Raw genomic sequence first — 14,180 nt, 5'->3', positions numbered from 1 at the left:
GGGTGAGGGGGGCGAGGCCGGGCCGATGTCGGGGATCGGCGGCTGAGCGGAGCGGGACCGGGGGCTGAGCAGGGCGGACGGGGGAGACGGCGGGGTGGCGGGTGGGCGGGGTGTGAGGTGGGTCATGCCGGGGGCGTGTCTGTGTGGTCGGCTTGACCGGGGATCGGGGGGACTGGTGGGGTGGTGGGCCGTCAGAGTCCCTCAGCCGTAGAGGAATGCCGTGCGCCCCCGCCGTAGTGCTCTCGTTGCCGTCGTGTTGCTCGGATCGCTCGCGCTGAGCGGGTGTACCGGGGGTGGTAAGTCGTCAGGGGATTCGGCGAAGCCCGGCGCGGCCCGGGGCACGAATCCGCTGCAGAACCCGGACGGGACCAAGCCCGGTCTGCTGCCGGTGAGTTCGGACCAGGACCGGAAGGCGGGGCGGGACCTGATCGGCAAGGTGAAGACCGCCGACCCGGGGCCGAAGACCGGCTACGACCGGGACCAGTTCGGGCCGGCCTGGACGGACAACGTCGACGGCATCCCGTACGGCCACAACGACTGCGGGACCCGGGACGACGTGCTGGCGCGGGACGGGCAGAAGGTCGAGCACAAGGACGGCTCGGCGTGCGTGGTCACCGGGATGACGATCTGGGACCCGTACACCGGCAAGACCGTGGCGTTCACCAAGCAGCAGGCGTCGAAGATCCAGATCGACCACGTGATGCCGCTGTCCTACGACTGGCAGCAGGGCGCCGCGCAGTGGGACAAGGCCAAGCGGGTGCAGATCGCCAACGACCCGCTCAACCTGATCCCGGCGGACGGCTCGCAGAACGCGTCCAAGGGCGACTCCGGACCGGCGAGCTGGCTGCCCGCCAACACCCAGGTGCACTGCGCCTACGCGATCCGCTGGGCGCAGGTCTCGCTGAAGTACCAGCTGCCCGTGACGCCCGCCGACAAGAAGACCATGCTCTCGCTCTGCGGCGGCTGACGAATCGTCAGGAGAAACGAAACGGCCCGAGGCCGCCCGGCTCCCAAAGGGGGGAGAGGAGCCGGGCGGCCTCGGGGGTCCTGAGGGGGGGCGGGGTCAGCCGGTGGCCTTCGCCGAGGTCAGGTCGTACAGGGTGGTGTTGCCGACGGTCTTGGCCGTGAAGGTGGACTGCACCCAGGAAGCGATCTCCGAGGAGTAGTTGCTGCCGCCCATACCGCCGCCCATGCCGCCACCGCCGATGAACCAGTGCACCTTGCCGTCCTGGACCAGCTGCTTGAAGCCGTCCAGGGAGAGCGAGGGGTCGCTGCCGTTGAAGCCGCCGAGCGCCATCACCGGTTCGCCGCTGGCGAGTTGGTAGCTGGCCTGGTTCTGCGAGCCGACCGCGGCGGCGGCCCAGGTGTACTTGCCGGCGTCCTGCTTGAGCAGCGCGGCGACCTCGTCGGAGACCTGGGTGCCGCCGAGCAGGCCCCCCATGCCACCGCCCATCCCGCCCATGCCGCCCATGCCGCCACGGCCGTCGCCGCCGAACCGTCCGGTGCCGCCGGGGAAGCCGTTCTGGCCGGTGCCGGTGCCGTTCTGCCCCGTGCCGTTCTGGCCGCCGGGGAACGCCGGGAGGTTGCCGGTGCCGCCTTGGCCCATGCCGCCCTGACCGCCGCCGTTCTGGCCGCCGGGGAAGGCCGGGAGGTTGCCGGTGCGGCCCTGGCCGCCGCCGAACATCCGGCCGCCTCCGCCGCGCATCCCGCCGAAGCCGTCGGCGCTCTGCACCCGCGGGCCGGCGGTGACGATGGAGCCGCTGTGGCCGGTGGAGACGGTGTCGACCGCGTAGGCGGCCGGACCTGCCAGGCCGGCGGCGAGGGCGGTGAGGCCCGCCACGGCGGCGATCCGGCCGCCGAGGGTGCCGCTGATCCGACCGGCCGCGAGCAGCGCCGCCGCGGCCAGCAGCCCGCCGATCAGGACCGCCCAGCGCAGCCAGGGCACGAACGCGGCGCTGCGGCCGAGCAGCACGTACGCCCACCAGCCGGTGACCGCGGTGACGGCGGCCAGCACGGCGGCGTAGGGCAGGCGGTGGCGGACCTTCCAGAGGCCGTCGACGCCCATGCCGACCACCGCGGCGACCGCCGGGGCGAGGGCGACCGTGTAGTACTGGTGGAAGATGCCGGACATGAAGCTGAAGGTCAGCGCGGTGCAGACCAGCCAGCCGCCCCAGACCAGGAACGCGGCCCGGGCGGTGTCGGTGCGGGCGTAGCGGCGGGTCGCCCAGAGGCCGAGGACCAGCAGGATCAGCGCGGCGGGCATCAGCCAGGCGATCTGGCCGCCGATGTCGCCGTCGAAGAGCCGGGTGATGCCGGTGCTGCCCCACATCCCGCCGCCGTTGCCGCCGCGGCCGCCACCACCGCCGCCGACGCTGCCGGTCTCGTCGCCGGTGATCCGGCCGAAGCCGTTGTAGCCGAAGGTGACGGAGAGGAAGGAGTTGTCCTGCGAGCCGCCGATGTACGGGCGGGCGGAGGCCGGCATCAGCTCGACGATCGCGACCCACCAGCCGGCCGAGAGCACCATCGCCAGTCCGCCGAGCAGCACCTGGCGGAAGCGCCGGCCGAGGCCGGTCGGCGCGGTGACCAGGTAGACGAGCGCGAAGGCGGGCAGCACCAGGAAGGCCTGCAGGGTCTTGGTGAGGAAGCCGAGGCCGAACATCACGCCGGTGAAGACCAGCCAGCGGGTGGAGGCGGTCTCGGTGGCCCGGACGGTGCCGTACGCGGCCAGCGTGAGCAGCAGCACCAGGAGCGCGTCCGGGTTGTTGAAGCGGAACATCAGCGCCGCGACCGGGGTGAGCGCCAGCGCGGCGCCGGCCACCAGGCCGCCGAGCGCGGAGAAGCGCCGCCGGACGGTGGCGTACACGGTGGCCACCGTCGCCACGCCCATCAGCACCTGCGGGGCGAGCAGGCCGGCCGAGCTGAGGCCGAAGATCCGGACGGAGAGCGCCATCGGCCACAGCGAGAGCGGCGGCTTGTCGACGGTGATGAAGTTCGCCGAGTCGGAGGAGCCGAAGAACATCGCCTTCCAGCTGACGCTGCCGGCCTGCACCGCGGCCGAGTAGAAGGAGTTGGCCCAGCCGGAGGCGGTCAGGTTCCAGAAGTAGAGGACGGCGGTGGCCAGCAGCAGGCCGAGGAAGGCCGGGCGCACCCAGTGCGGGTCGTCAGGGCGTCCGCGCAGGGCGCGGGCGGGCAGCGTGCGCAGCCGGTCGGCCCAGGACGACGGTCCCTTCGGGCCGGTGGGCGGCAGCGCGACGGGCGGGAACAGCGTCTCGACGGGCCGCTCGCGCTCCGCCTCGGCGGGCGGGGAGGCGGGCCAGGCGGTCGCCCCGCCGGGGGCCGCGGGAGGCGCGGGCGGCGGGTAGTTCGCGGCCTCGGGCCACGGCTCGCTGGTCGGAGGAACGGAACTGGACGTGGTCATGGGAGCTACGCTCGGTGGCCACGCTGAAAGCTTGATGAGACCGGGCTATGAGCGGCCTGTGATCTGCGGTGCGGACGGGTGACGGCGGGTCAGGCCGTGGGCGCCGGGTGGGCGAGGCGCTGGCCGAGCCAGGTGAGGGCCGGCGGGATCTCGCGGGTCCAGGTGTGGAAGTTGTGGCCGCCGGTGTCCAGCGTGATGGTGGACAGCTTGGTCGGGGCCTTGAAGGCGGCGACCATCTGCTGGGTGGCGGGGTAGTTCTCCTCGTTGAGGCTGGTGGCGAGGAGCAGCGACACCGGCGGGGCGGGCTGGGTCTGCAGGCGCCACAGCAGGTCGTTGTCGCGCTTGACCTCGGGGCTGCCGTTGAACAGGTCGCCGGTGGTGGGGTCGTTGTGGACCTCGTAGTAGCCGGAGAGCGAGATCGCCGAGCGGTAGGCGTCGGGACGGCGCAGGGCGAACTTGAGCGCGCAGTAGCCGCCGGTGGAGTCGCCGACCACGGCGTGCGCGTCGGGCCGGGCGTCGACCCGGTAGTCGGCGGCCATCGCCTTCGGCAGGTCCTCGGTGAAGAAGGTCTCGACCTGCGGGCCGCCGGGGACGTCCATGCACTCGGTGTCGCGGTTGCCGACCAGGGTGGGCCGCATCATCACCAGCACGGTCGGCGGCAGCTCCTTGGCCTCGATCGCCTTCAGCGTGGAGGCCGGGTACTGGAGCAGCGAGATCAGCTTCTCGGGGGTGCCGGGGTAGCCGGAGAGCGCCAGCAGCATCGGGAAGCGGGTGCCGGCGTAGGCGGGCTGGAAGTACTGCGGCGGCAGGTAGACGTACGCGGGGGTGCCGGTGAGGCCGGAGCGGGCGCCGCGGATCTCGACCTGCTGGATCACGCCGGAACGGTCCTGCGCGGAGCCCTGCGCGGAGTACATCTTCTGCTCGCCGGTGACCGCGACGGCCTTGCCGCCGGGCTGGTGGTCGACGACGGTGCCGGGCTTGCCGTCCAGGCCGAGTAGGTCGCTCCAGGTGGAGTAGAAGCCGAAGTAGGAGTTGGCGACCAGGCCCATCGCGACCAGCACCGTGACCTGCGTGCCGAAGAAGGCGCCGAGCCGGCCGAGCCAGGCACGCCAGCTGCGCCCGCCGAGGCGGGGCCACAGCCACATGGTGGCGGCGAAGGCGGCGATCGCCAGCAGGCTGGCGATGATCTGGATCGGTACTCCGGTCAGGCTCGGCACCTGATGATCGTAAGGTACGTCCTCATCAAGCTCCCAGCCGCTCCCAGCCCGTTCACGGGAAGGCCAAGGCGGGGTCAAGACCGGCCCAAGCGCCCCGGTGCGCCCGGGTGTGGGACGGCCCGCCGCGCCCCATGGGGTGGGCGCGGCGGGCCGCCGGTCGGACGGGCCGTCAGCCGAGGCTGGTGGCGATGCTGTTCAGCAGGGTCGAGGAGTCGTCGTCGTTCTCCAGGGCGAAGGCGAACATGCCGGCCAGGCCCTTGGACTTGGCGTAGGCCGCGCGGGCCTGGATGGCCTGCGGGTTGTCACCGGTCCAGAAGTTGGTGCCGTCGTAGACCCAGGTGCTCTCGGTCACCGGGTCCCAGTGGGTGTTCTGGGCGGTCAGCGTGAGCTCGCGCCAGCTGGCCAGGCCGGCCTCCTGGCTGCCGGGCTTGGCGGGGGTGCCGCCGGTCGCCGCCTGGTAGAGGCCGTAGTTCGCCCCGGCCTGGACGCCGGTCCAGCCGCGCCAGTAGAACGGGATGCCCAGCACGATCTTGTTCGCCGGGAAGCCGCCCGCGATGCCGTACTCGGGCAGGCCGGTGGTGTACGCGGTGAGCGTGGTGTCCACGTTGTACTTGCGGGTGCCGGGGGTGATCGGCGTGGTCGGGTCGCTCGGGCTGTCGTGCAGCGGGTCCTGGAAGTTGGTCGGGCCGGTGGCGTCCCAGGAGCCGTGCATGTCGTAGGTCATGATGTCGGCGTAGTCCAGGTACTGGCCGATCTTGTCGGTCTCCAGGTACTGGATCTTGTCCTGGCCGCTGGGCAGCGCCGCGGTGAGCAGGAAGCGCTTGCCGACGCTCGCGCCGTAGGAGTCCAGCTGGCTGCGGAACTCGGCGAGCAGGGCGGTGAAGTTCTGCTTGTCGGCGGCCGAGTAGTGGTTGCCGGTGTGGCCGCCGGCCGAGCCCGGGTACTCCCAGTCGATGTCGATGCCGTCGAAGATGCCGGCCGCGGTGGCCGCACCGCCGGAGGCGTCGCCGGCCACGCCGGTCGGCAGGTTGCCCTTGAGGAACATGTCGAGGCAGGAGGACACCAGCTTCTTGCGCGAGGCGTCGGTGGCCGCCGCGTCGGAGAAGTACTTGGAGTAGGTCCAGCCGCCGAGCGACAGGGTGATCCGCAGGTTCGGGTTCTTGGCCTTCAGCTGGCGCAGCTGGTTGAAGTTGCCCTTCAGCGGCTGCTGCCAGTCGTCGGCGCTGCCGTCCACGCTGATCGCGCCGGTGTAGTCCATCTGGTAGTCGGCGTACGCGTCGGCCGCGCCGTCGCCCGCGTTCGGGTTGTCCTCGTGGGTGGCGTCGGAGGCCTTGACCGCCTCGAAGCAGTTGAGGTTGGTCGGGTGGATGTTCTCGAACGCGTAGCTGATCACGTCCAGCTTGGCGGCCGCGCCGGAGGTGTTCACGTTCTTCGGGTAGTAGGCGGCGTCGTAGACCGACCACTGGTCGAAGTAGGCGGACTTGAGCGGCTTGGCGGCGGGCGCGGCGGACGTGGTGGTGGTCACCGGCGCGGACTGCTGGGAGGCGTGGCCGGCCTTGTCGTACGCCTGCACGGTGAAGGTGTACGAGGTGTTCGGCAGCAGCGAGCTGACCGCGATCGAGGTGCCCATCGAGGTGCCCACCAGCTGGTTGTTCGACCAGACCTTGTAGCCGACGTAGTTGTCGGTGGAGTCGGTCGACGCCGTCCAGCCGAGCACCACCGCGTTGGCCGTGGTGCGGCTGACGGTGACCCCGCCCGGGACGGTGATCTTGCCGTCGCCGCCGGGGCCGTTGCCGGTGCCCGAGCTGGAGCTGGCCGAGGCGGACGGCGAGGCGCTGGTCGACGGGCTGCTGCTGCCGGACGGGCCGGCGCTGGTGGACGGGCTCGCCGAGGCGCTGCCGCTCGGGCTGGCCGAGGCGCTGGTGCTGGCGCTGGCACTCGCGCTGGCACTCGGGCTGGTGGAGGTCGTGGCCGGGCCGGTCAGGCTGAGGTCGTCGGCCTGGTAGGCGCCCTGGCCGTACCAGCCGTGGGTGAAGACGGTGACCGAGGTGGTGCTCGCACCGGTCTTGAACGTGGTGCTCAGCTGGGTGTAGTTCGGCGCCGACGGGCTCCAGGTGGAGGCGTTCACGCCGGTGCCGGTGGCGCCCAGGTAGACGTAGCTGCCCTTGACCCAGCCGCTCAGCGAGTACTGGGTGTTGGGCTGGACGGCGACGGTCTGCTGGCACTGCGCGGTGTCCGAGGCGGTGGCCGCGCCGTTCAGCGCGTACGAGCCGGAGTGCACCGGGGTGGTGACCACCGAGCCGTTGGTGCAGGTCCAGCCGGTCAGTGCGCCGGCCTCGAAGCCCGGGTTGCCGAGCAGGTTGACGGTGGCCGCCGAAGCGCTGCCGAGGGACACCGCGAGCGCCGTGGAGCCGACCGTCATGGCGGCGGCCACCGCGAGCGCGCCGGCCCGCCGGCGGGGCGCGGTCCGTCGCGCCGACTCGTGGGCGGGTGTGGCCCGTTCAAGCATGGAGGTACCTCCGGAGAAGTGGGGTTGTCCGGTAGGTGCGTCGGCCTGGCGGCCGGGTGGGAGCCTCACGCCTTGTGGGGAGCGCGTCACAAAGATTGGACTGGACCAATCATCCGCGTCAAGGATTTCGGGCCACGAACCGTCAGGAACCTTTCCGATCAGTCGTGTGATGCCATGTCACATGGCTAGGCTGGGGCCTTCGACGTCCCCGGGGAGGGCTGCCATGGCGGAGACCGGCGGGAGGGCGGAAGTCGTGCTCGACACCGAGCGGCTGACCGTCCGTCAGTGGACCGGGGGCGACCTCGACCGCGCCTTCGACACCTACGCGCGGTGGGAGGTCGCCCGATGGCTCGGCAGCGCGCCGCGGGCGATGGCCGAGGCGGCCGAGGCCCGCGCCTTCGTCGAGCGGTCCCGGCTGCGCTCGGCCGACCCGCGGTTCGGCCTCTGGGCGGTCGAGGTCCGCGACACCGGCCTGGTCGCCGGGTCGGTCCTGCTGCTCCCGCTGCCGGACGGCGACGGCGAGGTCGAGATCGGCTGGCACCTCCACCCCGACAGCTGGGGCCACGGCTACGCGACCGAGGCGGCCCTGGCGGTCCTGGCGAAGGGCTTCGCGGACGGCCTCGACGAGATCCTGGCCGTGGTCCGCCCGGACAACCACCGCTCCACCGCGGTCTGCCACCGGCTCGGCATGACCGAACACGGCCTGACGGACCGTTGGTACGGCGCAGAGATGACGGAGTTCCGGATCGCCCGCCCGACCTGAGCCCGCCGGGCGCGTACCCCGCCCGGCCGACGTGCCGTCAGCCCGTGGCTGCGGCTGCTGCGCGGCCGGCGGTGCGGCCGGTGAAGAGGCAGCCGCCGAGGAAGGTGCCTTCGAGGGAGCGGTAGCCGTGGACGCCGCCGCCGCCGAAGCCGGCGGCCTCGCCGACCGCGTAGAGGCCGTCGAGGACGGTGCCGTCGGGGCGCAGGACGCGGGCGTCGAGGTCGGTGTGCAGGCCGCCGAGGGACTTGCGGGTGAGGATGTTGAGGCGGACGGCGATCAGCGGGCCGGCCTTGGGGTCGAGCAGGCGGTGCGGGGCGGCGGTGCGGATCAGCTTGTCGCCGAGGTACCGGCGGGCGCCGTGGATCGCGGTGACCTGGAGGTCCTTGCTGAACGGGTTGGCCATCTCGCGGTCGCGCGCCTCGACCTCGCGGCGCAGCTCGGCCTCGTCGATGGCGGGCGCCTTGCCCTGCCGCTCGTTCATGCCGCGCACCAGGTCGGTGAGGGTGTCGGCGACCACGAAGTCCGCGCCGTGCCGCTTGAAGGCCTCGACCGGGCCGGTGGCGCCGGGCAGCGCGCGGCCGAGCACGCCGCGGATCGAACGGCCCGTCAGGTCGGGGTTCTGCTCGGAGCCGGAGAGCGCGAACTCCTTCTCGATGATCTTCTGGGTGAGCACGAACCAGGTGTGCTGGTGGCCGGTGCGCATGATGTGTTCGAGGGTGCCGAGGGTGTCGAAGCCGGGGAAGAGCGGGACGGGCAGGCGCTTCCCGGTGGCGTCGAGCCAGAGCGAGGACGGGCCGGGCAGGATCCGGATGCCGTGCAGCGGCCAGATCGGGTCCCAGTTCTCGATGCCCTCGGTGTAGTGCCACATCCGGTCGCCGTTGATCAGCTGGGCGCCGGCCGCGTCGGCGACGTCCAGCATCAGTCCGTCGACGTGGGCGGGGACGCCGGAGAGCATCCGCTCGGGCGGGGTGCCGAGCCGCTCGGGCCAGGCGGCGCGGACCTTCTCGTGGTTGCCGCCGATGCCGCCGGAGGCGACGATCACGGCCTGGGCGCGCAGTTCGAAGTGGCCGGCCACCTCGCGGGAGCTGGACTCGCCGCGCTGCACGGCGCTGGGCGCGAGCACCTCGCCGGTGACGGTGTCCAGCGAACCGGCGCTCGCCGCCAGTCCGGTGACGCGGTGTCGGAAGCGCAGTTCGACCAGGCCGCGCTTGACGCCCTCGCGGACCCGGCGGGCGAAGGGCTCGACCAGCCCGGGGCCGGTGCCCCAGGTGATGTGGAAGCGCGGCACCGAGTTGCCGGGCCCGCTGGCGAGCAGGCCGCCGCGCTCGGCCCAGCCGACCACCGGGAACAGCCGGACGCCCTGGGCGTGCAGCCAGGCGCGCTTCTCGCCGGCCGCGAAGTCCACGTACGCCTCGGCCCAGCGGCGCGGCCAGGCGTCCTCCGCGCGGTCGAAGCCGGCCGTGCCCAGCCAGTCCTGCCAGGCGAGTTCGTGGGAGTCCTTGATCCGCATCCGGCGCTGTTCGGGCGAGTCGACCAGGAACAGTCCGCCGAACGACCAGTGCGCCTGCCCGCCGAGCGAGCCGGCCGGTTCCTGGTCGAGCAGGATCACCCGCCGTCCGGCGTCCACCAGTTCGGCGGTGGCGGTCAGGCCCGCGAGGCCCGCTCCGATCACGATGACGTCGGCGTCGTAGGCCATGCGGGGTCCTTCCGGGGCTGCTCGGGTGCCATGATCCTGCGGCCTGCACGCCCGGCGGTCAACCCACCGGTAACATCCACCGCCCGAATGCGCTCCTGAGCGGAGCGAAATTCCTTTCCCGACAAGGAAGTTCGCCGCCAAATCGACACGCCGCGAGATCTGGACACCCCTCTAACCCGGAAGTAACTTACCGAGCAGTACGCCCCCACGCGGCGCCCACCCGAATGCCGCGCCCCCACCCACCCGCCGTTTCTCTCCCCCCAGGAGGAACCGTGCTCCGCCCTGCCCTGAAACGCGCCGCCGTGCTGGCCGGCGGCGTCCTGCTGGCCACCGCGCTCACCGCGCTGACCTCCCCCGCCCAGGCGGCCGCGCCGACCGGCAAGTACGTCGCCCTCGGCGACTCGTACGCGGCCGGCTCCGGTGTCCCCGGCCAGTACGCGGGCCTTTGTCTGCGCTCCGACCACAACTACGGCCACCTGGTGGCGGCCGCCCTCGGCAGCCGCGCCTACACCGACGTCACCTGCGGCGCGGCCAAGGTGAAGGCGATGACCGAGGCGCAGTACGACGCCTTCATCCGGGTCAACGACCCGCAGCTGGACGCGGTGACCGCCGACACCGAACTGGTCACCCTCGGCATCGGCGGCAACGACCTCGGCTCCTCCGACCTCGGCGTCGGCGAGGTGATCGCGGCCTGCGTGGCGGGCGCCGTGGTCAACCCGCTCGGCACCCCCTGCCACGACCTGTACGCCGACGGGCACTGGAGCTGGAGCCAGTGGGCCTGGGTGTACGGCGCCGACACCCTGTCCGCCCGGATCGACGCCGCCGCGCCGCAACTCGCCGACGTGCTGCAGCGGATCCACGCCAAGGCCCCGAACGCCCGGGTCCTGGTGGTCGGCTACCCCTCGGTGCTGCCCGAGGACGAGAACCGCTGCTTCGGGCGCCAGCCGGTCACCGTCGGCGACGTGGCCTACCTGCGCGGGATCCTCGGCCGGTTGAACGGCATGCTGGCCGCCACCTCGGCCGCGAACGGCGCCACCTACGTCGACACCCTGACCCCCACCCGGGGCCACGACGTGTGCTCCGACGACCGCTGGGTGGAGGGCGCGCTGCCCGGCTCGCCGACCGTGCCGTTCCACCCCAACGCGGCGGGCGAGCGGGCGATGTCGCAGGCCGTGCTGAAGGCGCTCGGGAAGTAGCCCCGCGAGGGCCCGCCGCCGGCATCCTCGAAGGATGCTGACGACGACTCACCGACCGTACGGACAAGCCCGCCGCGCCCCGCGAGCGGCCCGATGAGCGGCGCACCGCACGACGGCGGCCAGGTGCCCTCGTGGCGCCTGGTCAGCCGCGAGGTGGTCCACGAGGGCCCGTTCGTCCGGCTGTCGCTGGACCGGGTCGAGGGACCGGCCGCCCCCGAGGTGTACGAGCACGTCGACGTGCGCGACGGGGTGCGCGTCGTCGCCCTCGACGAGGACGGGCGGGTGCTGCTGGTGGAGGACGAGTTCTACCTGACGGGGCGCCGGATGCCCCACCTGCCCGGCGGCGGCGTGGAACGCGGCGAGGATCCGCTGACGGCAGCCCGCCGCGAACTGGAGGAGGAGACCGGCCGGTGCGCCGACACCTGGCACCGGCTCGGCGAGATCCACCCGCTGCCCTCCACCACCCCCGCCGTCACCACCCTCTTCCTGGCCACCGGCCTGACCGCCGGGCGCCTGCACCGCGACCCCGGCGAGGCGGGCATGACGATGCGCCGGGTCCCCGCCGCGGAGGCGGTCCGGCTGGCCCGTGGCGGCGTGATCCGGGAGGCCGGCAGTCTCGCCGCGCTGCTGCTCGCCGAACCGCTGCTGCCGGGGTGATCCCGGGCCCGGAACCACGGCGCCCCCGCCCGGTGGGACGACCGGACGGGGGCTACGTGCTGACGGGGCGTCAGAGTCTGTGGGTCACAGCTTGATGCGGACCACCTGCGGGTCGTGGTCGGAGGCCTGCACCGCGAACTCGCTGTTGATGTGCACCACGTCGTACGACACCTTGTTCGGCTTCAGCGCGGGGCTGACCAGGATGTGGTCCAGCACCTGCGAGTTGCCCTGGTAGACGTACGAGTAGCGCTGGTCGGCGGGCAGCTCGTTCACCAGGTCGCGCAGCACGCCGTCCTTGGTGAGGGTCTGCAGCGCGGGCGAGAACTGATAGTCGTTGAAGTCGCCGAGCGAGACCACGCGGGCCTTCGGGTCGGCGTCCAGCAGCTTGGCGACGAAGGCCTGCTCCACCGTGGCCTGCTTGCCGCGCTGCACCTCGGAGGAGCGGTTCGGGGCCTGGAAGCGGCTGTCGATGCCCTGGTCGCCGCCCTTGCTGTTGAAGTGGTTGGCGATCACGAAGACCGGCTTGTTGTGGAACTCGAACTGGCCGACCAGCGGCTTGCGGCTGGTGGTCCAGGCCTCGTTGCCCGGGTCGATCCGGCCGGGCGAGGCGGTCAGGCTGGTCTTGTTGTTGTGGCCGGTCACGTCCACCGCGGTGGTGGCGTCGCCGCCCGGGATGTCGGTGAAGGAGACCCGCGCCGGGTTGAACAGGAACACCTGGCGGATGTTGCCGCCGGGCTCGCCGCCGTCCTTGTCGTTCTCCGGGTTGATCGAGCGCCAGTCGTAGGCCGGGCCGCCGGCCGCCTTGATCGCGTCGATGAACTTCTGCACGGTGACGGAGGCGTCCACGGTGCCGTCGTCGACCGCGCCGTTGTTGTCCTGGATCTCCTCCAGGGCGACGATGTCGGGCGAGCTCAGGTTGGTGACGACGCCCTGGGCGAGTTGGGCGAACTTCTCGTCCGGGTCGCTCGGGTCGAGGTTCTCGACGTTGTAGGTGCCGAGCGAGAGCTCGTTCCGGTCCGCCGGGCAAGCGACCTCGCGCTGCAGGCCGTTGTCCTGGACCGCGCCGATCGCGTTGGCGGCGATGGTGTAGCCGCCGAACTGGTTGTAGTCCAGCGGGCCGCTGGTCACGCCGGTCAGCTGGTCGCCGACGTTGGCGGACGGGAAGGGCTGCTGGGCGACCGGGGCGAGCGACTGGACCATGATCCGGCCGACGTTCGGCTGGTCGTAGCCGAGGTAGACCACGCCGCCGCGGGCCGAACGCGGGTCCTCGCTGCGGGCGTCCACCCACAGCTCGTTGTACTTGTCGGTGGCCTGCACCACCGGCACGTCGCGGACCTCGACGTTCATGCCCTCCAGCGACTCGAACAGGTCGAGCGCGTAGGAGCCGGGCTGCAGGGTCAGGCCGTCGATCGAGCCGCCGGCCGCGTCCTGGGTGTAGGCGGCCGGGATGTTCGAGGAGTCCAGCACCACCGGCGCGGGCACCGCGTTGCCGGAGGACAGCACGATGACCTGGGGGGCCGTCAGCTCGGTGACGGACTGCGAGCCGCCGCTGCTGCTCGGGTAGTACTCGCTCACCTTGCCGGTGACCAGCACCGAGTCGCCGACCTTGACGGTCGGGTTGGCGCTGCCGGTGTAGACGAAGACGCCCTCGCTGGTCGCCGGGTCGGCGTCCGGGGTGGTGTCCTGGATCCAGAAGCCCTTGGAGCCGTAGGCGCGCACGCCGGTGACCACGCCGGGGACGTTGGTGACCGTCTGGCCGTTCTTCGGCGAGACGCGGGTGGTGCCCTGGACGTCGTGGATGCGCAGCGGGCCGGGGACCGGCGGGGGCGGCGGGGTGGTGCTGCCGCCGGTGGTCTCGCCCTTGCTGTTCGTCGGGGTCGGCGCGCCGGCCGACAGGTCGGCGGCGTTGTTGTCGGTGTCGGCCAGGGCCGCGCCGCGGGCCACCGCGTTGGTGTTGGAGGCGCCGGTGACCGGGCTGCCCTCGCGGACCACGGCGGTGCCGAAGCCGACCAGGTCGACGACCCGCGGGTCGGCGGCGCAGTCGGCGGCGGTCTTGCAGGTCAGCGCGGCGGTGCCGTTGACCAGGGCGACGGTGCCGGAGGTGGCGGAGAGCGCCAGGGTGCCGGAGGCGTCGGCGGCCGGCAGGTCCACGGTGCCGCCCGCGCCGGGGCCCTCGGCGACCAGGTAGCGGCCGCCGGGCGCGACCGAGCCGGTCAGCGGGGTGACGCCCCACTGGCTGCTGGCGCTCGGGGTGCCGGGCAGGTACTGCACGCTGTAGCCGGTCAGGCCGAAGGCCGCGCCGGACGGGTTGCCGAGCTCGATGAAGTCGTTCTTCAGCGTGGCGCCGGAGTTGCCGCCGCCGCCGTACACCTCGGCGATGACCGCACCGGTGGACGGGGTGGCGAACGCGCTCGGCAGCGGCACGAGCACCAGCGACGCGACGACGGTGGCGGGCAGGGCGGCGCGCAGCAGGGCGCGACGGGAGCGGCGGGCGGAGGTGGGGCTGGGCACCGTTGCGGGGCTCCTTCGTGGCAGGACCGGGGCCCGGCTGCCGTACCGGTGCCGGGCGGGTGAGGGTTCGTCAGAAGCGCGCGCCCACTCGGGGCTACTCGCGTAGATCCGGAGCCGAAGATACGCGCGTAGAAGTTGACGCGACAAGGGTGCCGACGTGAACTCTTCCCGCTGTGCCGGTCAACCCTCCCCGAACGCGACGAAAGGGGCACC

At 72.6% G+C, this 14,180-nt stretch carries 9 protein-coding genes; 4 read left to right on the top strand and 5 right to left on the bottom strand.

Annotated features, from left to right (window positions below; all coding sequences use genetic code 11):
• Positions 1-220: 220 nt before the first annotated feature.
• The gene (locus ACWD4U_RS20030) at positions 221-967 is read left to right on the top strand and encodes an HNH endonuclease family protein (RefSeq protein ID WP_363453297.1); all 747 of its coding nucleotides are present in this window, start codon (positions 221-223) and stop codon (positions 965-967) included.
• 96 nt (positions 968-1,063) lie between these two features.
• On the opposite strand, the gene ACWD4U_RS20025 is transcribed toward ACWD4U_RS20030, so the two are convergent.
• From ACWD4U_RS20025 to ACWD4U_RS20015, 3 genes are all read right to left on the bottom strand, one after another.
• Entirely contained in the window at positions 1,064-3,418 is a 2,355-nt protein-coding gene (locus ACWD4U_RS20025) for an ArnT family glycosyltransferase (RefSeq protein ID WP_363453295.1), read from the bottom strand.
• 89 nt (positions 3,419-3,507) lie between these two features.
• Positions 3,508-4,635: an alpha/beta hydrolase gene (locus tag ACWD4U_RS20020; protein WP_363453293.1), complete on the bottom strand. Its 1,128-nt coding sequence runs from the start codon at positions 4,633-4,635 to the stop codon at positions 3,508-3,510.
• Positions 4,636-4,804: 169 nt separating this feature from the next.
• Positions 4,805-7,144, bottom strand: coding sequence for a glycosyl hydrolase family 18 protein (locus tag ACWD4U_RS20015; RefSeq protein ID WP_363453291.1), 2,340 nt, complete (start codon positions 7,142-7,144; stop codon positions 4,805-4,807).
• A 223-nt stretch (positions 7,145-7,367) separates the two neighbouring features.
• Between ACWD4U_RS20015 and ACWD4U_RS20010 the strand changes: the two genes are divergently transcribed.
• Positions 7,368-7,907 carry a GNAT family N-acetyltransferase gene (locus ACWD4U_RS20010; protein WP_363453289.1) on the top strand — a complete coding sequence of 180 codons (540 nt, stop codon included), beginning with the start codon at positions 7,368-7,370 and terminating at the stop codon, positions 7,905-7,907.
• Positions 7,908-7,944: 37 nt separating this feature from the next.
• On the opposite strand, the gene ACWD4U_RS20005 is transcribed toward ACWD4U_RS20010, so the two are convergent.
• Positions 7,945-9,603, bottom strand: coding sequence for an FAD-binding dehydrogenase (locus tag ACWD4U_RS20005; protein ID WP_363453287.1), 1,659 nt, complete (start codon positions 9,601-9,603; stop codon positions 7,945-7,947).
• Between the two features lie 272 nt (positions 9,604-9,875).
• On the opposite strand from ACWD4U_RS20005, the gene ACWD4U_RS20000 reads away from it, so the two are divergent.
• Together ACWD4U_RS20000 and ACWD4U_RS19995 are read left to right on the top strand one after the other, a co-directional pair.
• The gene (locus ACWD4U_RS20000; RefSeq protein WP_363453285.1) at positions 9,876-10,799 is read left to right on the top strand and encodes an SGNH/GDSL hydrolase family protein; all 924 of its coding nucleotides are present in this window, start codon (positions 9,876-9,878) and stop codon (positions 10,797-10,799) included.
• 93 nt (positions 10,800-10,892) lie between these two features.
• Positions 10,893-11,456 carry an NUDIX hydrolase gene (locus ACWD4U_RS19995; protein ID WP_363453283.1) on the top strand — a complete coding sequence of 188 codons (564 nt, stop codon included), beginning with the start codon at positions 10,893-10,895 and terminating at the stop codon, positions 11,454-11,456.
• An 84-nt stretch (positions 11,457-11,540) separates the two neighbouring features.
• Here ACWD4U_RS19995 and ACWD4U_RS19990 read toward each other — a convergent pair whose 3' ends face one another.
• Positions 11,541-13,967, bottom strand: a complete 2,427-nt coding sequence (locus ACWD4U_RS19990) for an endonuclease/exonuclease/phosphatase family protein (RefSeq protein WP_363453281.1) — start codon at positions 13,965-13,967, stop codon at positions 11,541-11,543.
• Between the last annotated feature and the right edge of the window lie 213 nt (positions 13,968-14,180).

Source organism: Kitasatospora sp. NPDC002522 (assembly GCF_053595195.1).
This window is presented reverse-complemented; position numbering and strand designations above follow the sequence as displayed.

Excerpts from the sequence above, each read along its gene's own strand:
- ACWD4U_RS20025 (WP_363453295.1), bottom strand. The coding sequence starts at position 3,418 with ATGACCACGTCCAGTTCCGTTCCTCCGACCAGCGAGCCGTGGCCCGAG.
- ACWD4U_RS20015 (WP_363453291.1), bottom strand. The coding sequence starts at position 7,144 with ATGCTTGAACGGGCCACACCCGCCCACGAGTCGGCGCGACGGACCGCG.
- ACWD4U_RS20010 (WP_363453289.1), top strand. The coding sequence starts at position 7,368 with ATGGCGGAGACCGGCGGGAGGGCGGAAGTCGTGCTCGACACCGAGCGG.
- ACWD4U_RS20005 (WP_363453287.1), bottom strand. The coding sequence starts at position 9,603 with ATGGCCTACGACGCCGACGTCATCGTGATCGGAGCGGGCCTCGCGGGC.
- ACWD4U_RS19995 (WP_363453283.1), top strand. The coding sequence starts at position 10,893 with ATGAGCGGCGCACCGCACGACGGCGGCCAGGTGCCCTCGTGGCGCCTG.